The 21,075-nt window shown below is 64.1% G+C and carries 14 protein-coding genes; 5 read left to right on the plus strand and 9 right to left on the minus strand.

The features are described 5' to 3' along the window. Window positions 1–51: 51 nt before the first annotated feature. Window positions 52–1,611 (minus strand): long-chain-fatty-acid--CoA ligase, encoded by a 1,560-nt coding sequence (locus G7048_RS13745; protein WP_166068691.1) that lies wholly within the window; start codon window positions 1,609–1,611, stop codon window positions 52–54. 148 nt (window positions 1,612–1,759) lie between these two features. Between G7048_RS13745 and G7048_RS13750 the strand changes: the two genes are divergently transcribed. Continuing rightward, window positions 1,760–2,773, plus strand: coding sequence for an AraC family transcriptional regulator (locus G7048_RS13750; protein WP_166068692.1), 1,014 nt, complete (start codon window positions 1,760–1,762; stop codon window positions 2,771–2,773). Between the two features lie 25 nt (window positions 2,774–2,798). Here the strand turns inward: G7048_RS13750 and G7048_RS13755 are convergent, their stop codons facing one another. From G7048_RS13755 to phnD, 7 genes are all read right to left on the minus strand, one after another. Further along, entirely contained in the window at window positions 2,799–3,236 is a 438-nt protein-coding gene (locus G7048_RS13755) for a cupin domain-containing protein (RefSeq protein ID WP_166068693.1), read from the minus strand. A gap of 63 nt (window positions 3,237–3,299) precedes the next feature. After that, window positions 3,300–5,696, minus strand: coding sequence for a penicillin-binding protein 1C (gene pbpC / locus G7048_RS13760; protein WP_166068694.1), 2,397 nt, complete (start codon window positions 5,694–5,696; stop codon window positions 3,300–3,302). Next, complete coding sequence (locus G7048_RS13765; protein ID WP_166068695.1) at window positions 5,696–11,749, minus strand: alpha-2-macroglobulin; 6,054 nt, start codon at window positions 11,747–11,749, stop codon at window positions 5,696–5,698. Before G7048_RS13765 ends, pbpC begins: the two co-directional genes overlap by 1 nt. A 138-nt stretch (window positions 11,750–11,887) precedes the next feature. Then, complete coding sequence (gene phnE / locus G7048_RS13770) at window positions 11,888–12,709, minus strand: phosphonate ABC transporter, permease protein PhnE (protein WP_240932983.1); 822 nt, start codon at window positions 12,707–12,709, stop codon at window positions 11,888–11,890. Next, window positions 12,702–13,508 (minus strand): phosphonate ABC transporter, permease protein PhnE, encoded by an 807-nt coding sequence (phnE, locus tag G7048_RS13775; RefSeq protein ID WP_205750274.1) that lies wholly within the window; start codon window positions 13,506–13,508, stop codon window positions 12,702–12,704. The genes phnE (G7048_RS13770) and phnE (G7048_RS13775) overlap by 8 nt, the downstream gene beginning before the upstream one ends. Then, window positions 13,496–14,281 carry a phosphonate ABC transporter ATP-binding protein gene (gene phnC, locus G7048_RS13780; protein WP_166068696.1) on the minus strand — a complete coding sequence of 262 codons (786 nt, stop codon included), beginning with the start codon at window positions 14,279–14,281 and terminating at the stop codon, window positions 13,496–13,498. The genes phnE (G7048_RS13775) and phnC overlap by 13 nt, the downstream gene beginning before the upstream one ends. Window positions 14,282–14,566: 285 nt before the next feature. Beyond that, window positions 14,567–15,520 (minus strand): phosphate/phosphite/phosphonate ABC transporter substrate-binding protein, encoded by a 954-nt coding sequence (gene phnD / locus G7048_RS13785; protein ID WP_205750398.1) that lies wholly within the window; start codon window positions 15,518–15,520, stop codon window positions 14,567–14,569. Between the two features lie 239 nt (window positions 15,521–15,759). On the opposite strand from phnD, the gene G7048_RS13790 reads away from it, so the two are divergent. Together G7048_RS13790 and G7048_RS13795 are read left to right on the plus strand one after the other, a co-directional pair. Then, complete coding sequence (locus G7048_RS13790; RefSeq protein WP_166070969.1) at window positions 15,760–16,443, plus strand: response regulator transcription factor; 684 nt, start codon at window positions 15,760–15,762, stop codon at window positions 16,441–16,443. Further along, on the plus strand, window positions 16,427–17,887 hold the full coding sequence (locus tag G7048_RS13795) for a sensor histidine kinase (protein ID WP_166068698.1): 1,461 nt from the start codon (window positions 16,427–16,429) through the stop codon (window positions 17,885–17,887). Before G7048_RS13790 ends, G7048_RS13795 begins: the two co-directional genes overlap by 17 nt. A 6-nt stretch (window positions 17,888–17,893) precedes the next feature. Here the strand turns inward: G7048_RS13795 and G7048_RS13800 are convergent, their stop codons facing one another. Beyond that, the gene (locus G7048_RS13800; protein WP_166068699.1) at window positions 17,894–18,178 is read right to left on the minus strand and encodes a hypothetical protein; all 285 of its coding nucleotides are present in this window, start codon (window positions 18,176–18,178) and stop codon (window positions 17,894–17,896) included. Window positions 18,179–18,275: 97 nt separating this feature from the next. Between G7048_RS13800 and G7048_RS13805 the strand changes: the two genes are divergently transcribed. Further along, entirely contained in the window at window positions 18,276–19,556 is a 1,281-nt protein-coding gene (locus G7048_RS13805; RefSeq protein ID WP_166068700.1) for a glutamate-5-semialdehyde dehydrogenase, read from the plus strand. A gap of 52 nt (window positions 19,557–19,608) precedes the next feature. Beyond that, window positions 19,609–21,072 (plus strand): Trk system potassium transporter TrkA, encoded by a 1,464-nt coding sequence (gene trkA, locus G7048_RS13810; protein ID WP_166068702.1) that lies wholly within the window; start codon window positions 19,609–19,611, stop codon window positions 21,070–21,072. Window positions 21,073–21,075: the final 3 nt, after the last annotated feature.

Below are 21,075 nucleotides of genomic sequence, written 5' to 3' on the forward strand. Positions count from 1 at the left end.
GGGGTGTTGGGTGTGAATGGATGCAGGTCGGCGGATCGCTCGTACAGTCGCTCAGCCGATCTTGCGATCGCGCTCGCTCCAGAAGGGCTTGCGCAGTTCGGTCTTGAGCACCTTGCCTGCGCCCGAAAGCGGCAAGGCCTCGCGGATCTCTACGCTGCGTGGGCACTTGTAGCCAGCGATCAGGGTCTTGCAATGTGCGATCAGTGCTTCGGCAGTGAGTGCGCTGCCCGGCTTGGCCACGACAGCCGCGTGGACCGCTTCGCCCCATTGCTCGCTCGGAATGCCGATCACCGCGCAGGCCGCCACGTCGGGGTGCTTGGCGATGGCGTTCTCCACTTCGGTGGAATACACGTTTTCGCCGCCGGTGATGATCATGTCCTTCATGCGGTCGACGATGAAGATGAAGCCTTCTTCGTCCATGCGCCCGCCGTCGCCGGTGTGCATCCAGCCGTTGCGGATGGCCTGCGCTGTCTGGTCGGGCTTGTTCCAGTAGCCCAGCATCACGTTGGGGCCGCGCATGATGACTTCGCCGATGGTGCCGCGCGGCACTTCGTTGCCTTCGCTGTCGACGATCTTCACTTCCGTGCCTGCGGTGGCGCGCCCGGCCGAGCGCAGCAGTCCGCGCTCGCGAGCGGCGGGCAGATGGAATTCCGCCTTGAGCGTGGTGGCGATGGGGGCCAGCTCCGTCATGCCATAGGCCTGAACGAAACCGACGCCGGGCAGTGCCTTCATGGCGCGTTCGAGCACGGCTTCGGAGATCGGCGATGCGCCGTAGATGATGGTTTCGAGGGAACTGAGGTCGCGCTGCTTTTGCATGGTCGGGTGATCGACCAGCATCTGGATCATCGTCGGCACCAGCAGCACATGGGTGATGCGATCACGCTCGATGGTGTCGAGCACGGCCTCGGGCACAAAGCTCGCCAGCATGCTGTGCGTGTTGCAGTGCAACCAGTTCGGCATGGCCACGCCCACGTCGGCCAGATGGAACATGGGCGCGACGTGCAGGTAAGCGCCGTTCTCGCGGCCAAGACCGTGCGAGAGCACGCCCAGGCCCGAGCTCACCAGATTGGTGTGGCTGAGCATCACGCCCTTGGGAAAGCCCGTGGTGCCGCCGGTGTAGAAGATGCCGGCCAAGTCTTCGTCACGGCGCAGCACATCGGCAATCGGTTGGGTCTGTGCGAGCAGGGTTTCGTAGCCGAGCATGCCTTCGGGGGTGTCGCCATTGCCGCAGTAGATCACTTCGCGCAGCGTGGTGGCGTCCTTGCGCAGCGTCTTGGCCATCTCGGTGAAGGTGTCGTCCACGATCAGGAATTTGGAGCCGGAATCGTTCAGCGCGTACAGAATTTCCGCCGCCGACCAGCGCGTGTTGCAGGGGTTGAGCACGCCGCCGCCCCAGGGCACAGCCATCAGGTATTCCAGATAGCAGTCGGAGTTCAGTGCCAGAATGGCGACGCGGTCGCCTTCTTGCATGCCGAGCTTTTGCAATGCGCCTGCGAGGCGCGCCACGCGATCCCCGAATTCGACAAAGGTTCTTTGTCGACCGGCGAATCGGGAGGCCATATGATTCGGCTTTTGCTGAATGGCTCGGTGCAGCGCCTGTGTCAGATACATGTTTGTCTCCTGCTGTGTCGGCGTGCATGCCGATCGAGTGGTGGGCGGGTGATGGCATCGTATGAAGCACGGCGTGCGCGGACAATTGCGCAACGCATCGTTTTGATGACAAAAGACCTCGACCTGTTTTCCACTTTCGCCGCTGCCCATGAATTCATCCGCGCACGAAAAAGACCCTGTCACCGTGTCCGTCGTCTTTGTGCGGGGCATGGTGGGCGGGCTGCTCGCGCGTGGCGAATCCGTCGATGGCGTGCTGCAGGAGGTGGGCATCGACCGGCAACTGCTCGACGAGAGCGGCGCGCGTGTGACGGGGGCGCAGTACACGCAGCTTTTTCGGCGACTGATCGAGCTGCATGGCGACGAGAGTCTGGGCTATCTGTCGCGTCCGCTCAAGAACGGCAGCTACGCGCTGACCCTGCGCTCCGCCGTGGGTGCGCCGAATCTGCACGAGGCCATGAAGCGCATGGCCAGAACCTTCGGCATCGTGCAGGACGATCTGGTGCTGGAAGTGCGGCGCGACGGTGCTCAGGCGGGGCTGTGTCTGCGGTTTGCGAACCCTTCACTGCCGCCCGCCATATTCTTTCACGAGCTGATGCTGCGGGTGTTCTGGCGCACGCTGGCGTGGTTCGTCGGCACGGGTTTTCGCACGGTGCGGTTCGACTTTGCGTTTCCAACACCGATGCACGCGGGCCACTACAGCGGGGTGTTCCCGGCGCAGTGCGAGTTCGATCGTCCCGTCACCGGGTTCTGGTTCGACGCCAAGTGGCTGACCCATCGCGTGAGCTGGGATGACGCCGCATTGCGCGCCTACCTGGCGGATGCCGAGTCCCATGTCATCCTGCCCAGCCGCCGCCGAGGAACCGACAGCGAGCGCGTGCGCGACCTGCTGCGCCGCACGCGGCCGCAATGGCCGGATCTCAAGGATGCCGCCGTCGCATTGCACATGTCGCCGCCCACGCTGCAGCGACGGCTCGCGCTGGAAGGCGTTTCGTATCAGGCGCTCAAGGACGAGCTGCGCACGGACATCGCCATCGCGCAACTGAACAGCGGCAAGGTGACGCTCGATCAGCTCGCGCAGGAGCTGGGCTTCACCGATCGCACCGCGTTTCAGCGCGCCTTCAAGACATGGACCGGCAGTGCGCCGGGGGCTTACCGCAGGTAGGTCCGTGGACGGGAGAGCGGCGGGTTCACTGCTCCGCAATCACATCCACAAACACCAACGGCTCCGTCCCTGTCGCCGTCAGCCCATGCGATTCGCCCTTGCGCACGATGGTCACGTCGCCTGCTTTCACCGGCACTTCCTTGCCGTCCTTGTCCTTGAAGATGCCGGTGCCTGAAATGATGATGTAGGTGTCTTCGTTGTTGATGTGCTTGTGATAACCGATGGAGTCGCCGGGCTTCAAGGTGAGCCAGCTGATTTCCTTGATGGCTTCGTCCTTCTTGGGCATGTCGCGGGTGAAGGCGTATTCGCCCATCAGCGTGCCTTTGCCTCCGCCAGCGTCCTGCTTGTTGGCCTTGATGAGGCTTTCCTTGGGGTAGACCTCGGCGTGCGCGATGCCTGAAACGGATGCGGTGGCGGCGAGCAGGGTCAGGGCGGCGAGGGCGGTTCTGGAGATGGACAACATGGTGTGCTGAAGCCTTTCGGTGGATAATGGACAGTGTTTTTTCCCATCGCCGTTATCGCCAGATCAGGGCACGATGTCCACGGTGATTTCCCGCGATTCGGATTGGCCCTGATCGCTTACCGCGCGCAGCGTGTGGCGCTCGCTGGCCTTGGCCATGGGGGGCATCCAGGTGATGCCTTCGCCGGGGGCGGATTGGCCGATCAGCGCGTCGCCCGCAAACCAGTAGATGGTGCGCACGCTGGATGCGGTCTCGGCGCGCAGCACCAGCGGCTCGGGCTTGCTGGTGCGCATGACGTGGCGCACGCCGCGCAGCGGGGCGGTGATGTGGGGAGCGGCGTTGTCGCCATCCGCATCGTTGTTGTTCTTGCTGGTGCTGTTGTTGTCGCAGCCATCGTCGGGCACGGCGGCGCGTGGCAGGCCGGATTGGCGGAACAGGCGGCGCATGTCGCTGCTCCATTGCTCCACGACCTGCTGGCGCGCGCCGGGTTGCGGGCCGCAGACGACCTTGCCCGACGCATCGTCCACCCACACGGCGCGGTGCAATTGGCTGGTCTGGATGGGCGACTTGCCCGCGATGAACCAGGTGTTGGTGCGCACGGGGCACAGCGCATCGGGCAGGCCGCCGGTGGCGGCGCAGACTTCGATCTGGCGCAGGTTGGCGGGTTGGCGTCTGGGCACTTCGCTGGTGTCCAAGCGCTGTGCGCGCAGCGCGTCCACCATGCGCATGAACAAGGGGGCGGCGGCATCCACGCCGATGAGCGCGGGGTTGCTGCTGCCGTCGAAATTGCCCATCCACACGACGAGCACGTAGCGCCCGAAAACGCCAGCGGTCCACGCATCGCGAAATCCCCATGACGTGCCCGTCTTCCACGCGACGGCGGGGCGCGCGGGCTGTGCGGTGTCCGGGCGCGGCGTGTGGCGCAGCATGTCGAGCGTGATGAAGGCGGCCTCTTCGCTGATCAGCCGAAGCGGCTCTGCGGTGCTGGGCTGGTCGCCGTTTTTTTCCTTGGCGCGTTGCGTGTAGCGAATCGGCTGCGCAATGCCGCCGTTGGCCAGCGTGCCGTAAAGGCCTGCCAGTTCTTCGGGTGTGACCTCGCCGCCGCCCAGCACCAGCGCGAGTCCGTAGTGCGATTCGCTCTGCATTTTCTGCACGCCCGCCAGGCGCAGAAACTGGTAGAGATTGGGCTTGCCGAGCTGGGATGCGACGGAGACTGCGGGGATGTTGCGGCTGCGGATCAGCGCCTCCTGCGCGGACAGGGGGCCTGCAAAACGGTGGTCGAAATTCTCGGGTTGATACGGGCCGAAAGCGGTGGGCGCGTCCTTGAGCACGGTCTTGGGATGCAGCAGTCCCTGATCGAGCGCGAGTGCGTAGATGAAGGGCTTGAGCGTCGAGCCCGGCGAGCGCCGCGCCTGCGTGCCGTTGACCTGTCCTTCGATCTTCGCGTTGTGCCAGTCGGCCGAGCCGATGAGTGCGCGCACTTCCATGGTGGATGCATCGAGCAGCAGCGCGCTGGCGTTGATCAGGCCGACGTCGCTGCGCGTGCGCAGGTATTGGCCGAGCACGCGCTCCATCGTGGTCTGCATGCGCAGGTCGATGGTGCTGCGGATCTCCTGCGTGCTGCGATCCTGCGCGAGCAGCATGTCGGTCAGATGCGGCGCGAGAAACGGCAGATGGCCGCGCGATTGCGCATCGAGTTCCATCTCGGCATCGGGCGCGAGCATGCGTGCCTGATGGTCGCGTTCCTTCCACAAAGCCAGCAGGCGTTGACGTGCCGATTGCAGCTCGGCATTGCGGCCACGCTCCGCAATGCGCTTGACCGGGTTCTGCGGAATCACCGCCAGCGTGAGCGCTTCGGGCAAAGTCAGCGCGACCGCGTTCTTGCGAAAGTAGATGAGGCTGGCGGCCTGCACACCTTCGATGTTGCCGCCGTAGGGCGCAGTGTTGAGATAGGCCTCCAGCACCTCGCGCTTGGTATAGCGCGCCTGCAGCCACAGCGCCGCAAAAATCTGCGCAACCTTGCCGCCATAACTGCGGCTGTCGATGCCGTAGACACGCCGCGCAAGCTGCATGGTGAGCGTCGAGCCGCCCTGTCTGCGACCACCGCTGGCGATGCTCCAGGCGCTGCGCACCAGCGCCACCGGATTCACGCCGGGGTGGCGGAAAAAGCTGCGGTCTTCATACAGCAGCACGGCCTCGACCAGCGTGGGCGAGATGTCCTTGAGCGGCACCCAGACGCGGTATTGCTCATCGGGCGCGAGCGTGAGCCGGAGCAGCTCGCCGCCGCGTGCGTAGACGGCACGCGATGAGCCTATGCGCTCGCTGAGTGGTGCATGCGGCAGGGCGCGGAGAACGATGACGCACAGCGTCAGCAGCGCGGCCAGCATCGCCAGGGCGATGCCTACCTTTCTCCATCGCCCTTTGAGCAATGGAGTGCGTGTGCTGCGCGCTGTGCGGCTCATCACTTCGGCACCACCTGCAGACGCGCACTTGCCGAGCGCGAGAACACGCGGCGGTCGTACATGTCTTCGCCGTAGGCGGGCGGCACGACGAAGTCGCCCACGTTGGTGGCGCGGGCCTTGTAGGTCAGCTCCACCATGTCCTTGCCCACGCCGCCGTAGAACACGACGCGGTCTTCGCGGATGTCGGCGTATTCGATGTTCCACGAGCCCTTGATGCCAAGGCGCTGCTTCCAGATCGGCTCCTGCGATTCCTCGTTGCCGCCTTCTTCGCCATTGCTGTCGTTGCTGCTCACCGGCTGCAGCACGGGTTCGAGACCGCCGGGCAGCATGTCGACCAGCGCGAGGTTGCCCAGCTTGTCGCGCTCGGTGCTGCGCACGCGAACGCGCACGCTCACCTCGTCGCCGATCTTCACTTGCGTCACGGGCTTGCCGCTGGCGTCGATGACCTCATGGAAAATTTCCATGCCCTTGTTCAACGCCTTGTCGGGCACGTTGCGCTCGAAGCCCTGTTCGGCCCAGCTGTAGAACAGGTTGAAATCGCTGTCGTTGGCGAGCTTCAACTTGGTCGTGCCGACCGGCACCTGCGCACGCGCCACCGGGTTGATGCTGCCCAGCGCGAGCGCTGCCGCCTGACTTTGCGCGTTGATGGCTTGCACGTTCACGCGGCCTTCGGTGTTCTGGTTCACGGCGCTGAAATACGCATCCACCGCCAGCATCATCGTGGCGGATGACAGGCTGTTGTACCAGCCGTCCTGCACCATGCCGGCCACGCCATTCCACACCGTGGGCGGCAGCGTTTTCAGCCGATCGGGGAAGTGCCGCGCGGCCACGTAGAGCAGCATGCTGTCGTGCACCAGCGGGTCGTAATACGCGCCCCAGGTCGTGCGGCGCTGCTTCTTCGCGGTGCGGTTCAGCAGGTCTTTCCATACCGGCTCCAGCAGCTCGGCGGCCACCTTGTCCTGCTTGACCAATTGGTAGCTCGCGGCCAGATAGGCGGCACCCAGATCGGTGTTCAAACCCCTGGCTTGACCGTTGCGCCACGCCTCGCGCAGATTGGCGAGCGCTGCAGGCGCAACGATGCCCTGACGCGTGAGCAGATACAGCGCCTGTGTATGGATGCGCCAGTGGTCCGCGCCGCCATCCGCGTTGCCAAGCTGGCCTTGCAGATAGGCATTGGCCTGCTTGAGCAGGTCTTGCGGAACGGGCAGTTTGTGCTCCTTGGCTTCGAGCAGCAACTGCACTGCGTACAGCGTGGCGAAGGTGTCGGGCGTCGGATCGCCCGGCCATGCCGAGAAACCGCCTTCGCCGGTCTGGCGCGCGCGCAGCTGCACGATGTAGCGCTCCAGCACCTTGCGCGCATCGGGCAGCGGGCCTTGCTCTGCAGTTCGGCCGCGCGCCATTTCCTTGAGCAGTTCGGGTCGCGTGGACAGCAGCACGGCTGGATAGGTCTGGCTCGTGATCTGCTCGGTGCAGCCGTAGGGATAGGCTTCGAGATACTGCATCAGCCCGGTCGCGAACGACCATGGAGCGGACGACACGGCCACGTCGCTGCGGCGGAAGTTGGGATGGAAATCGCCCTGGCTTTTGATCTCGCCCGAGCGCTGGAAACTGCCCGCCTGCACCAGCGACACATAGGGCGACGCGGGCCGTACGCTCACTTCTTCCTTGAGCTGCGCGCTGAAGTTCTTGTGCGTTGCGCTGAACGTGAGCGGCGACGAACCGAGCACCGCATCGGCCCCCGACTTGGCGCGCAGCTTGAACTTGGTGCTGGCTTCGCCGCGCTCGTTGATGCTGAGCGTTTGCGTCGCACCACCCACCACTTCGAGTCCGCCGGACGCATTCAGCGTGAGCGCGATTGGCACGTTCTTGCCCGAACCTTCGATGTTGTTGGCCAGACCCACGCCCACTTCCACCGTGTCGCCGGGTGCCATGGCGAGTGGCGCGTTCGGCAGGATCACCATGTCGCCGCGCACGACGGTGGTGGTGGTCTTGGCGGCGGTGGCCTGGTCGTTCACCGCCACGGCCATCACGCGCAGGCTGCCGTTGAAGCTCTCGGGCACGGTGTAGGTGAACTCGCGGCTGCCGCTCACATCGACGAAGCCCGACCAGTAAGCCACCGGCTTGTCGCGCTTGCGCTTGAACGGATTCAGGTGCTTGCCGAGTTCATCTGCGCCGTCACCGCCGGGTGCTGCGGCAAGCATGAGCTTTCTGAACTCGGGCAGGATCATGTCCAGCGTCTGCAGCGTGTTCACTTCCAACGCGCGTTTCTGGAAGAAGAACTTGAGTGGCGCAGGCGTCTTGTAGCGCGCCACCTGCAGAATGCCTTCGTCCACCGCAAACACCACGGCGCGCGTGGGCTGGTCGCTGGCAAGCGTCATCTTCACGGTATGGCCGGGCTTGATGAGTTCGCTGCTGGTCAGCGTGATGTTGGCCGTGCGCTTGGCAAGCGTCGTGGCGAATGGCGCGACGCCATACGACAGCGGGCTCATGTAGACCTCGTCCGACGACGGATCGCGCACGAAATGCACGGTGATGTAGCCCGTGCCCTCGAAGTCCTTGGGCACGGTGATCTTCTGCACCGATGCGGTCTTGTCGGTCTTGAACCAGGTGTGCGCGTAGACCTTGTCGCGCTCGATGGTGATCAGGCCCGCACCGACATAAGGCGCGCGAATGCTCACCGAGATTTCCTGTCCCGGTTCGTAGTCCTTCCTGTCGAGCGTGAGCTGCAGTTCGGCATTGCGGTCGAGCGAGCGCGTCACGTTGGCATTGCCCGCCACGCTGTAGTCGATGCGGTTGAGCTGCAGGTTCTTTTCATCGCGCAGCACGTAGGCGAAGTCGCCGGGCGTGGCGGTGTCGAGCACCAGCGTGTTGCCCGTTGCGGCCATCGCGAACGGCTTTTCGTCGAGCACGCTTTCCTTGTTGCGCGACTCGTAGCGGTACACGCCGTTGTCCTGCTTGATCAGCACCGAGACCACCTTGCGCTCGATGCGCTGCAGCTTGAGGTTCTGCACGGCGATCTTTTTCACCTGCGGATCGATGGCGATGATGCTCGCGTTGCGCGTGGCGTTCTTCGCCACGTAGCGCGTGTCGCCATCGACCTTCACGCCGACGAGGTAGGGCAGATCGCTCACCAGCGTCTGCGCCTCGGCCGCCACGCTGCGACCGCCTTCGGGCTCGAAGGCCTTGGTGAGCACATGCACCTGATAGGTGGCGGCCTCGAAGCGCGAGAGCCGCAGATCGAACTGCGCCAGGCCTTCGGTGCTGGTCTGCACCGATCCCAGATCATCGACCTGCTTCTGGCCTTCCTTCTGCGGATCGTAGAAGCTGAAATTGGGCAGCGAACGGAAGGCCGGAAACGCGGGCGTGAGTGTCAGCGTGCCTTCCACCTTGCGGTCCTGCGCGGGCGTGCCGAACAGGTTCTGCACATCGACATTGGCCTTCATATCCTGCGGGCGCACCCAGCCTTCGTTGGCTTGTTGGCTGAGCGTCAAACGCACCTTGGTGCGGTCGGGCAGAAACTCCTGCACCTTCACCGTGGTGCTGCCGATCAGCAGACCATTGGCTTCGGGCGAGCCCGCATTCGTGCGGCGCGGCAGGTACAGGTTGACCGTGTAGTTGCCGGTGGGCGAGCTGTCCTGCGTGGTGTGGCTGAGCTCGGTCGCGCCTCCCGCGCCGAGCTTGAGCTTCTCGCGCTTGATGCTCAGGCCGCGCGCGTCGGTGATCTCCACTTCGACCGGCAGATCGCGCAGCGAGGTGTTCCAGTTGCCCGCCTTCACGATGATGCCGATGTGCATCGTGTCGCCGGGCCGGTACATGCCGCGGTCGCTGAACACAAAGCCCTGCATCTGGTTGGGCACGCCCTGCGCATACACGCCGCCCACGTCGAAGCGCGACACGTCGAGCGTGCGGTCGTTGCGGTTGAGCGGCAGAAAGCTCATGTCGCCTTCCTTGCGCACCACGAGCACGATGGGCTGCTTCTCGCGCTCGAATGCGGCCAGGCTCGGCAGGCTGGCGCGGCCCGTGGCGTCGGTGGTCTGCGTGGCGACCGCCGTTCCGTTGCGTCCCCAGATTTCCACCTGCGCACCGCCCACTGGCTGGCCGGTGGCAATGCTCTGCACGAACACATCGCGCGTGCCGTTGATGGACTTCTTCATCACCAGGCCCAGGTCGGTCACCAGCACGAGACGCTGCTCCTGGTAGTCGCTCACCTTGCGCTCGTCTTCCGAGGCTTCGGCGTTCTCTTCATCGCCCGACGATTCCTCTTCTTCCTGCGCATTGGCCTCTTCGTCTTCGTTGCGATTTTTCTTCTGCTTGGCGTTCGGGTCGAAGCCCTGCACGGTGAGCAGAAAAACGCCGCGTCGGTCGGTCTTGTCCTTGGCGAGGTAGCCGCTGAAATCCACGGTTTCGTAATGCGCCTTGCCGGGTTTCAGGTTCAGCGGAATCTTCTTCTCGAAGCGGTCCGAGATGTCCTCGAACGTCATGCCGTAGTTCATGGTCGGTTTGCTGAAATCGCCGCTGCTCTGGCTCACCAGATGCTGCAATTGCTTGGGCAGCAGGCGGTTCAATTCCACGCGCACGCCGGGCAAGTCGCGGATCAGCACGGGGAGTTTCTTCTCGCCCGACAAGGCCATCAGCGAGCCCTGGCTCACGATGCTGAGTTGCGGCGCGAACGGACTGAGCTTGAGCACCATCTGCCGCGCTTCGCCAAGCTGGTAACCGCCGGGCGACTTCAAGCCCTTGGCCACGCGCACGAGCAGGTAGCGCCCGCCTTGCGCCTGCGGCATCTTGAAGCTCACCACCTCGGACGCATCCTGCTCGCCGGGAATCGTGTCGAGCGCCATCTTGCTGGCGCTCTTGAGAATCGCGTCGTTGATGGACGCGGGCTGCACCTTTGTCCAGTCGAGCTTGTCCACCAGTTCGCCGTCTTCGTTCTTGTGCTTTGGCGGCAGCAGCCAGGCCTGCACGACCTGCGCCATTTCGCGCTCGCGCACCGGCATGGACGCCGCCACGTTGAGCACATGGCCGGGCTCGCCGTTGTCACCGTTGACGACCACGCTGGCGATGTCGCTGATCGCCAGACTGTAGAGACCGGGAATGCTCACGCTGCGCGCCAGATCGCTGGCCACGCCGGGGCTGCCGCGCTTGGCCGTTGTGCCCTTGGCGATCTGGAGGACGACGGCGCGGCTCTTCTCGGGAATCGGCAGTGCCTCGGACTGGATGGTGGCCGTGAGCTGCCATTTGTCGTAGCTCACCGTGTGCTTGAGCGGCGCGCATTGGCTGCCGCCGAACATCGAAGTTTCGCAGGGCTTGTCGTAGCTGATGGCGATGCGCTTTTCGAACTCTGCCGCGTACACCGGGTGCGAAAAATTCACCATGAAGATCGCACGACGCACATTGGCTTGCGTGGGGTCCTGGTAGAACTCGGCGCTTTGCAGGGTCTGCAGGAAAGCGGGTGAGCCGAAGACCAGCTTCTTGCTCGCATCGTTCAGCAGCACATGCTGGGCGAGTGCGTTGTCGGCCAGTTTGACGTTGTAGCTCTGGCCGATGGGCCAGTCTTCCTTGGGCGTGAATTGCAGCTTGCGCGATTCCTGCCAGGTCCATTTGCCTGCGAGGGCGGGCTCCAGACTCACGCCCGTGGCTTCGACGCCAGCACTCAGATGAATCGGCGCGGCATCGCCCGAGAATTCGACCAGCAGCGGGTTGGGCGCTGCGTTGTCTTCAATGCGCGTGCGCTGCGGCGGCGTGATGGTGGCGGAAATGCGCGTGGGCTCGACCTGCTCCGGCGTGAGCCCGTGCCACCATTTGAGGACGGCGGGGCTGGCAAACCACGCACCCACAGCCAGCGCGATCAGCAGCACCACCAGCATCAGCCGCTGCTGCAGCCAGCACAGCGCGCGGCGCGCGGTCTGCAGCAGCCATTGCATCCAACCCGGTGGTTGCCATGTGCCGACCAGCCCGCGCAGCAAGGCGGCAAGCGGTCTCCACAACAAGCACAAGAACTTCACCAGCACGTGGCTGGCTGCCGCCAGTTTCTGATTGGCAAGCCGCAGCATGAAAGACCTCCCGGAGCATGGATTGCTGTGCACCGAGTCTGTCCGTCAGGGGTGAAGCCACGGTGAGCTTCGTGAAGTCTATGTGAAGTCCTTGAAGAATGGCCGGGCGGGCGAGCGCTTGCCAACCCGGCGTTGTGTTTACAGCACGCGTTTGCGGATCTGCAGCACCACGATTTCAGCCACGGCAACGACGACGAGAACGGTGAACAGCACCAGCGCCACTCGGTCCCACTGGAACAGGTCGATGCAGGTGTTGAGCACCACGCCGATGCCGCCCGCGCCCACAAGGCCAAGCACGCCGGATTCGCGCACGTTGATGTCCCAGCGCAGCAGCGCCACCGACCAGAAGGCTGGTTTGATCTGCGGCCAGTAGCCATACCAGAGCTGCGCGAACTTGCTCGCGCCCGCTGCCTGCAGCGCTTCGATGGAGCCCTTGGGCGTTTGCTCCAGCGCCTCGCCGATCAGCTTGCCGACAAAACCCACCGAGCGCAGCGCAATCGCGAACATGCCCGCGAGCGGCCCCGGCCCGACGATGGCGACGAACAGCATCGCCCAGACCAGCGAGTTCACCGAACGGCTGGCCACGAGGACCACGCGCGCGATGAAGTTCAGCGTCTTGCTCTTGGTGATGTTGGGCGCGACCAGCACGCCCAGCGGCATGGCGATGAACAGCGACAGCACGGTGCCGAGCGTCGCCATGTGCAGCGTCTCCATCAGGCCCTGCAGCACGTCGGGCTGGAAGTAGGCCCAGTCCACCGGCCACATGCGACCCAGCATGTCGCCCATCTGTTCCGGCGCGTCGTACAGGAACTCGGGGATGACCTCGATGTAGCGCACCGATTGCACGATGGCCCAGATGCAGAAGATCCACAGCAGATAGCGCAGCAGGCGCTGACCGAAGCTGTAGCGTTCCCATTTCATGGGCGTGGTGGTGTTGTTGAGTGTTGCGGCTTCAGACATGGAGCGCCTTTCGCACGGCGTTCACGACGAGTTCGCCGACCACGATGATCGCGATCACCGCAGCGAGAATCGTGCAGACGAAGTTGTATTCATAGCGCAGGAAGGCCGCGAACAGCACGCCGCCGATGCCACCCGCGCCGACGATGCCGACCATGGTGGAGTTGCGCAGATTGGAGTCGAGCTGGTAGGTGGCAAAGCCCACGAAGCGGCTGATCACCTGCGGCAGCACGCCGAACAGCACGACGTTCATGAACGATGCGCCGGTCGCGCGAATGGCCTCGATGGGCTTGGGCGAGATCTCTTCGATGGCATCGGCAAACAGCTTGCCGACAAAGCCCACGGTGGCGACGACGAGCGCCAGAATTCCGGCGAGCGGACCAAAGCCCACGGCCTTGACGAACAGGATCGCGCTGATCACTGGATGCAGCGCGCGGCACACGGCGATCAGGCCGCGACCGAAGGCACGCAGCGGCGCGGGCGACATGTTGGAGGCCGACATCAGGCCGACCGGCAGGCTCAGCAAAATGCCGATGGCCGTGGCCAGCACCGCGATCTGCATGGTCTCCTTGAGGCCTTGCCAGAGCTCGTCCATCTTGCCCATCTGCGGCGGAAACATCATGCCGAGAAACTTGGCTGCAGCTGACCAGCCGTTGGCCAGACGTTCGCTGTTCACGCCCATGGTGGACAGCGCAAAGATGCAATAGGCCAGCAGCGCGAGCAGGGCGGTCTTCTGCTGCCAGCCCATGCTGAAGGGCTTGCGCGGCGCTGCCGACGAAAGGGTGGGGTTCACTCCAGCCATGCCTTGCCTCCGTAGATCTGCGTGAGGTGGTCTTCGGACAAACCTTCGGGTGCGCCGTCGTAGACCACATGGCCACCGGTCATGCCGATGATGCGGTCGGCAAAGCTGCGGGCGAGTTCCACGTCGTGGATGTTGACCATCACCGGAATCTTGCGTTGAATGCCTTGCTCGCGCAGCAGCTGGATGATTTCGATGGAGGTCTTGGGATCGAGCGACGAAGTGGGCTCGTCGGCCAGCAGCACGGCCGGTTGCTGCGCGAGTGCGCGCGCAATGCCCACGCGTTGGCGCTGGCCGCCGCTCAGGGCATCGGCGCGGCGCGAGGCGAATTCGCCCAGGCCCACTTCATTGAGCAGTTGCTGCGCATGCGCGAGGTCTTCAGCATCGAATTTGCGACGCCATGCGCGCCAGGCCGAGATGTAGCCGAGGCGTCCGGTGAGCACGTTTTCCATCACGCTCAGACGGTCCACAAGGTTGTATTCCTGGAACACCATGCCGATGTGGCGGCGCGCGCGGCGCAGCTCGCTGCCCGAAAGCTGGGCCATGTCGGTGCGCTTGCCTTCGATGTTCACCCAGATTTCGCCCGAGGTGGGATCGACCAGGCGGTTGATGCAGCGGAGCATGGTGGATTTGCCGGTGCCCGACGGGCCGATCACGCAGGTGAGGCCGGAGGCGGGGAGCGTCAGGTTGATGCCTTTCAAAATAGGCTGGCCCGCGCGGTATTCCTTCACCAGATTTTTGATTTCGATGGCGCTCGATGTTGCTTGTTGGCTCATTGTTTTCTGCTCCACGAAGCCTGTGGCTTCGATTGGCTACTCTTGGCTGAGGCGCCAATACAGCCCTTCATACTTTGTTGCGCAGCCTTGCCGTATCGGCATACTGTCTGCGGCTGCGCGTCGCGTCTGAAGGGCTGTCTTGGCGTTGTGGTGATTGATCGCGACGCGGTTGGCGTGGCGTCCTTTTGCTGGTGCTTTGCACGACAGCCGGGTTTGGCCTCACACAAACGACAACGCGGGCGGATGCTGTTTTTTCAACATCCGCCCGCGTGCTTCATTCGGCGCTTACTTCTTTTGCGCGGCCTTGTCGAAGGCTTCGCGGGTGAAGGATTCGCCGGAGGCCTGGGCTACGTCGCGCACCAGTTGCCAGTCTTTCTTGTAGGTGATGGGCAGGAAGCGATCGCCACCCAGACCCTTGGCCATTTCGGCGGGGACCTTGTAGTCGAAGAAGCAGCCCTTGATCTTTTCCTGCAGTGCGGGGGCGAGGTTGTAGGCGAACGCGTAGGCGTCGGTCGGGAACATCTCGCTGGTGTAGAGCACGCGGAAGTCGTCCTTGCCGACCACGCCGCGGTCGGTCATGTGCTGCAGCACGTCGCTGGCGACGGGGGCGGCGTCGTAGTCGCCGGTCTTCACGCCGAGGATGGACTGGTCATGCTTGCCGGAGTAGACGACCTTGTAGTCCTTGTCGGGGGTGATGCCGAGCTTGGGGAACAGCGCGCGCGGAGCCAGATTGCCGGAGTTCGACGATGGCGAGGTGTGCGCGATGCGCTTGCCCTTGAGGTCATCGAGCTTCTGGTAGCTGCTGCCCTTTTGCACGATCATCTTGAGGTTCATGCCGACGGGGCCCTGGTCGTTGCCACGGATGGCGAACGGCACGGCGCCGGCCAGATTCACCGCGAAGTTCACAGGGCCTGGCGAGAACGCTGCGATGTGCAGACGGCCCGAGCGCATGGCTTCGATCTGCGCGGCGTTGGATTGCACCGGGAAGAACACGACCTTCTTGCCCACGCACTGCGAGAGGTGGCCCATGAAGGGGCGGAACAGCTTTTCGTAGATGGAAGGATCTTCCACGGGCGTGAAAGCGAACACCAGCGTGCTGGGGTCTTTCAGCTTCTTGGCGTCCGTGGGCGTGTCGGCCACGAGGTCCTTGTTGGCGTCGCAGAACTGGCTGTCCAGATCGCCGCGGTTGGCGCAGTTGTCTTGCGCGAAGCTGGCGGCGGAGGCGGCCGCGAGGGCCATGCCGATGAAGGCGGCGCGTGTGGTGTGTGCAGTGGGTTTCAAGGCCATCTCTTATCCTTGTCTTTATGGAATGTTGGAAGATGGCCCGACTATAGGGAGCACAATGCGCGCGTTTGGTGCGTGCCTTTCGACTGGCTTGCGCTTTGCTTTCAAGTAGCTTTCAAAATGAGAAAAACCACCTGTTTCATGCCGCTTGCTGCATTGCAGCACATCTTGTGCATCGCAGCAATGGAGCCGCGATGAAGGTGCTGCTGGTCGAAGACGATCTGGACCTGAGCGCTGCCTTGTCGCGCGTGCTCACGCGGCGCGGCATCCATGTCGAGCATTGCACCGATGGCGTGCAGGCGCTGGTGCATCTGAGTGCCGGGCAGTACGACGTGGTGATGCTCGATCTCGGCCTGCCGGTGATGGATGGGCTGCAGCTCGTGTCCAAAATCCGTGCCAAGGGCAACGAGGTGCCGGTGCTGGTGGTGACGGCGCGCGGCGCGGTGGGCGACAAGGTCGCGGGGCTCAATGCCGGTGCCGACGACTACCTCGCCAAGCCCTTCGATCTGGATGAGCTGGAAGCGCGCCTGCGTGCGCTGTGCCGCCGCGCGGGCGGCAGTGCGGGCGAGATGCGCTGCGGGCGCTTGCGGGTCGAGCGCGCATCGCATGTGGCCTATGTGGACGGCAAGGCGCTGGAACTCACGCCGCGCGAATCGGCGCTGCTGGCCGCGTTGATGGAACGCCCCGGCCATGCCGTGACCAAGGAGCGTTTGACGGCGCTGGTGTTCCCGTCCGATCAGGCCACGCAGGCCGATGCGGTGGAGGTGGTGGCGCATCGCTTGCGCAAGAAGTTGCTGAACACGGATGTGCAGATCACCACGCTGCGCGGCGTGGGTTATCTGATTCGCGAAAGCGTGGTGGATGAAAGCGCGAACTGAGGTGGATGCTGCAGCGGACGCGTTTTCGCTGCGCCGCAGACTGCTCATCTGGATGGTCGTGCCGCTGCTGGTGTTCGTGCTGTTCGATGCGTGGCTGGGTTATCGCTCGGCATTGCAGACCACGCAGTCGGCCTACGACCGCTTGTTGGTGACGGCGGCACATGCGCTGGGCGACATGATTCGGCTGGAGCGCGGCGAGCTGCAGGTGACTTTGCCGCACACGGCGCTGGAGCTGTATTCGACCGACGTGCGCACGGATTTGCGCGAGCAGCCGGGGCGCAGTCCGCTGCTGTACCGCGTGAATTTTTTGAATGGTGATTTTCTGGCGGGCGATGCCGCCTTGCCGCCTTACACCGGTCTGCCGCCGTTGAACGACGCATACGCATCGCGCCTGCAGTTCTACGACCGCGACATGCCCGACGGCGAACCCGCGCGCTTCGTGGCACTGTGGCAGCCGGTGGAATCGGCCGAGGGCATGCGTTATGTGGTGGTGCAGGTGGGCGAATACGTGGCGTACCGCTACGCGATTGGTCGCACGATTTTGTGGAAAACCTTGGCGCGGCAGTTTGGCCTGCTGTTTTTGCTGCTGATGGCGATGTGGATCGTGGCGACGGCGGCGCTGCGGCCGCTGCGGGTGCTCGCTCGTTCGGTGGAGCAGCGCAGCCCGGACGATCTCAAACCGCTGTCGGTGGCATCGACGCCGGAAGAAGTCGGCCCGCTGCTGTCGGCCTTCAACGGGCTGCTGGCGCGGGTCGACGATTCGCGCCAGCGCCAGCAGCGTTTTGTGGCCGATGCTTCGCACCAGTTGCGCACGCCGCTGGCCGTGCTGCAGTTGCATGCCGAATCGGGTTTGAAGGGCGATGTGCCTGCGCGCGAGGCGCTGGCCAGCATTGCCGACACGACGGGACGCACCAGCCGCGTCGTCCATCAGTTGCTGATGTGGAACCGCGCGCAAAGCGACCACGGCGACTTGGTGCAGGTGGCCGAAGACGTGGAACTGCGCAGCCTGATGCAGGACGTGGCGGTGGAGTTGTCGCCGCTGCTTGCGCGCAGGCAGCTGGATTTTTCGTTGGATGCGCCGGAGGCCGCTGCGAACTGGCACGGTCAACGCTGGATGGTCGAGGAAATCCTCAAGAACCTGCTGACCAATGCGATCCAGCATTCGCCCGACAAATCGGAACTTGGCATGCGGCTGCGCGAAAGTGCCGAGTCGGATCGCGTGGGGTGGGAGCTGGAGGTGTGGGACAGCGGTCCGGGTCTGGTCAAGGCTGTGGCGGATCGTTTGTTCGAGCCCTTCATCACCGGCGGCGGCAAGGGCGCGGGGCTGGGGCTGGCGATCTGCCGTGATCTGGCCTTGGCGCTGGGCGGTGAGATCAGCGTGCGCAACCGCGCGGAAGCATCAGCGACCGGCGTGAGCGCGGTGCTTTTTCTTCCCCGCAAGTAGGCCGGTTCAGCCGCGCTGCAACTGCTGCTCGGCCTTGTCCGCCCAGATCGTCAGGTTGTCGTGCAGGTCCTTGTGGCTGAACGAGCAGCTTTCCTCGGTGAACAGCGCGCCGGTTTCCAGACGGTCGAGCAGGCCGAAAAGCACCTCGGAATAGCGCGCGGGCAGGGCGGCCAGCAGGGCTTCTTGCGAGCGGGCGCTGTCACTGAAGCCGTGCGGGCTCAGGCTGCCGTCCTGCAGTTGCTGGAGAAATTGCTTGAAGCTTTGCAGTTCGTAGCGGGCGGTGTCGGACATGGCGATTCAGAGGTGTTTCAGAGCGGGAAATGCCCGAAGCGTAACCCGAACAGACCCATGCGCACGCAGGACGGGCGGTTTCGGTCAAAATCGGGGTATGAACGCGCTCAATATCGCTGAATACACCCACGTCCTCGGAGTTCAGGCCAAGGCAGCCTCTGCGCTGATGGCCAAGGCACCGCCGGCCGTCAAATCCAAGGCCTTGAAGGCCCTGGCCCGTTTGCTGCGTGAAAACGTGGACGCTCTGCAGATCGACAACGCCCGCGACCTCGAACGCGCGCGCGCCGCCGGTCTGGCCGAACCCATGGTCGATCGCCTGAAACTCACGCCCAAGGTGCTGGAAACCTGCGCCGAAGGCTGCGAACAGCTGGCCGTGATGCCGGACATCATCGGCGAAGTGATCGGCATGAAGCAGCAGCCCAGCGGCATCCGCGTGGGCCAGATGCGCGTGCCGATCGGCGTGTTCGGCATGATCTACGAAAGCCGCCCGAACGTGACCATCGAGGCCGCGAGCCTGTCGATCAAGAGCGGCAACGCCTGCATTCTGCGTGGCGGCTCCGAAGCCATCGACTCCAACAAGGCGCTCGCCCTGCTGGTGGGCAAGGCGCTGGCCGAGGCCGGTCTGCCCGAGCATGGCGTGCAATTGGTGCAGACCACCGACCGCGAGGTGGTGGGTCAACTGATCTCCATGCCCGACTATGTGGATGTGATCATCCCGCGTGGCGGCAAGGGCCTGATCGAGCGCATCAGCCGCGACGCGCGGGTGCCAGTCATCAAGCATCTGGATGGCAACTGCCACACCTATGTGGACGATCCCTGCGACATCGCGCTGGCGCTCAAGGTGACCGAGAACGCCAAGACGCAGAAATACAGCCCTTGCAATGCGACCGAAAGCCTGCTCGTGGCGCGCGGCGTGGCAGCGGAATTCCTGCCGAAGATCGGTGCGGTATTCGCAGCCAAGGGCGTGGAAATGCGCGGCACGCCGGAAGCGCTGGCGCTGCTCAAGGATGTGCCGCAAGCGAAGTTGACCGAGGCGACCGAAGCCGACTGGAGCGAGGAATACCTCGCGCCGATCATCAGCGTGAAGCTCGTCGAAGGCGTGGACGAGGCGATCGCCCACATCAACCAGTATTCGAGCCACCACACCGAAGCCATTCTCACGACCAACCATGTGCACGCGCAGAAATTCCTGCGCGAAGTGGATTCGGCCAGCGTGATGGTCAACGCCAGCACGCGCTTTGCGGATGGCTTCGAATACGGTCTTGGTGCGGAAATCGGCATCAGCACCGACAAGTTCCATGCACGTGGCCCAGTGGGCATCGAGGGACTTACCTCGCTCAAGTGGATCGTGCTCGGCGAAGGCGAAATTCGCGGCTGATTGCCGCTGCGTGGCCGTCGATGGCTGAGTCCGTCAGAGTGGTAGCAACAAGATGAAAATCATCATTCTGGGTGCGGGTCGAGTCGGTGCAAGCGTGGCGGACAGCCTGGAGTCCGAGCGCAACGACATCACGGTGATCGACAAGGATCCGGAGCGCCTTCGCGAGCTGGAAGGGCGCTACGACCTGCGCGGCGTGGTCGGCAACGGCATTGACCCGGCCGTGCTGGCCGAAGCCGGTGCGAACGACACCGATCTGCTGATCGCCTGCGCGGCGCAGGACGAGACCAATCTGGTCTGCTGCAAGGTCGCGCAGGTGATGTTCAACGTGCCCAAGCTGATCGCGCGGGTGCGCTCATCGGGGCTGGAAAATACGGAGCAATTGCTCGGCAAGGATGGCTTCGGCGTGGACCGGATCATCTGCCCCGAGGAATCGCTCACGCGCTACATCGGCAAGCTGATCGAGTTTCCCGAAGCCATGCAGGTGCGCGAATTCGCGGGCGGACGGGCCTGTCTCGTGTCGGTGCGCGCACGCGGCGGCGCGCCGATGGTGGGGCACCGCATCAGCGCGCTTCGGTTGATGGCACCCGACGTGGCGATGCGCATCGTTGCGATCTACCGGCGCTTTGCGGACGAGCCCGACCGCTTCATCATGTGCGACGGTTCGACCATGGTGGAGCCGGGCGATGAAGTGTTCGTGCTTTCGGGCCGCGAGCAGATTCCCGAAGTGCTGGCCTCGTTCCATCGCCCGAGCGGGCAGCAGGCGCGCCCGGTGCGCCGCGTGATGATGGCCGGTGGTGGTCGCGTGGCGCTGCGCCTGGCCAATCAGCTCAACAAGCGTGGCAACCTGCAGATCAAGATCGTCGACATCAACGCCAACCGCTGCGTGGATCTGGCGTCGCAATTGCCATCCGACGTGCTGGTGCTGCAGGGCGATGCGACTGACGAGGAACTGCTGAGCAACGAGAGCATCGAGGACATCGACCTGTTTCTTGCGATCACCAGCGACGACGAAGACAACATCATGGCGAGCCTGCTGGCCAAGCGCATGGGAGCGAGTCGCGTGCTGGCGCTCATCAACCGACGCAGCTATGCCGATCTGATGCACGGCACGCAGATCGACATCGCGCTGTCACCCGCGCAGGCCATGCTTGGCGAGCTGCTGGCTTATGTGCGGCAGGGCGATGTGCAGGCGGTTCACAGCCTGCGCCGCGGTGTGGCCGAGGCGCTGGAGATCGTCGCGCGCGGCGACCGCAAGAGCTCGCGTGTGGTGGGCCGCAAGGTCAGCGAGATCCATCTGCCGCCCGAGGTCAACATGGGCCTGATCGTGCGCGGCCTGCCCGATCCCATGTGCCACGACGCACCGGATCAGGCGCAACCCGAGCGCGAGCCCGAGGTGATCATTCCGCGCAGCCACACGGTGATCGAATCGAACGACCATGTGGTGTTCTTCCTGCCCAACAAGCGCCTGGTGAAGGATGTGGAAAAGCTGTTCCGCGTGAGCGCGACCTTTTTCTGATCC

It is taken from the genome of Diaphorobacter sp. HDW4B (genome assembly GCF_011305535.1).
In the GTDB taxonomy this organism is placed as follows: domain Bacteria; phylum Pseudomonadota; class Gammaproteobacteria; order Burkholderiales; family Burkholderiaceae_C; genus Diaphorobacter_A.

What these genes read in the sequence shown, in the direction of transcription:
- G7048_RS13745 (WP_166068691.1), bottom strand. Translation starts at nt 1,611, where the DNA reads ATGTATCTGACACAGGCGCTGCACCGAGCCATTCAGCAAAAGCCGAAT.
- G7048_RS13750 (WP_166068692.1), top strand. Translation starts at nt 1,760, where the DNA reads ATGAATTCATCCGCGCACGAAAAAGACCCTGTCACCGTGTCCGTCGTC.
- G7048_RS13755 (WP_166068693.1), bottom strand. Translation starts at nt 3,236, where the DNA reads ATGTTGTCCATCTCCAGAACCGCCCTCGCCGCCCTGACCCTGCTCGCC.
- pbpC (WP_166068694.1), bottom strand. Translation starts at nt 5,696, where the DNA reads ATGAGCCGCACAGCGCGCAGCACACGCACTCCATTGCTCAAAGGGCGA.
- G7048_RS13765 (WP_166068695.1), bottom strand. Translation starts at nt 11,749, where the DNA reads ATGCTGCGGCTTGCCAATCAGAAACTGGCGGCAGCCAGCCACGTGCTG.
- phnE (WP_240932983.1), bottom strand. Translation starts at nt 12,709, where the DNA reads ATGTCTGAAGCCGCAACACTCAACAACACCACCACGCCCATGAAATGG.
- phnE (WP_205750274.1), bottom strand. Translation starts at nt 13,508, where the DNA reads ATGGCTGGAGTGAACCCCACCCTTTCGTCGGCAGCGCCGCGCAAGCCC.
- phnC (WP_166068696.1), bottom strand. Translation starts at nt 14,281, where the DNA reads ATGAGCCAACAAGCAACATCGAGCGCCATCGAAATCAAAAATCTGGTG.
- phnD (WP_205750398.1), bottom strand. Translation starts at nt 15,520, where the DNA reads ATGGCCCTCGCGGCCGCCTCCGCCGCCAGCTTCGCGCAAGACAACTGC.
- G7048_RS13790 (WP_166070969.1), top strand. Translation starts at nt 15,760, where the DNA reads ATGAAGGTGCTGCTGGTCGAAGACGATCTGGACCTGAGCGCTGCCTTG.
- G7048_RS13795 (WP_166068698.1), top strand. Translation starts at nt 16,427, where the DNA reads ATGAAAGCGCGAACTGAGGTGGATGCTGCAGCGGACGCGTTTTCGCTG.
- G7048_RS13800 (WP_166068699.1), bottom strand. Translation starts at nt 18,178, where the DNA reads ATGTCCGACACCGCCCGCTACGAACTGCAAAGCTTCAAGCAATTTCTC.
- G7048_RS13805 (WP_166068700.1), top strand. Translation starts at nt 18,276, where the DNA reads ATGAACGCGCTCAATATCGCTGAATACACCCACGTCCTCGGAGTTCAG.
- trkA (WP_166068702.1), top strand. Translation starts at nt 19,609, where the DNA reads ATGAAAATCATCATTCTGGGTGCGGGTCGAGTCGGTGCAAGCGTGGCG.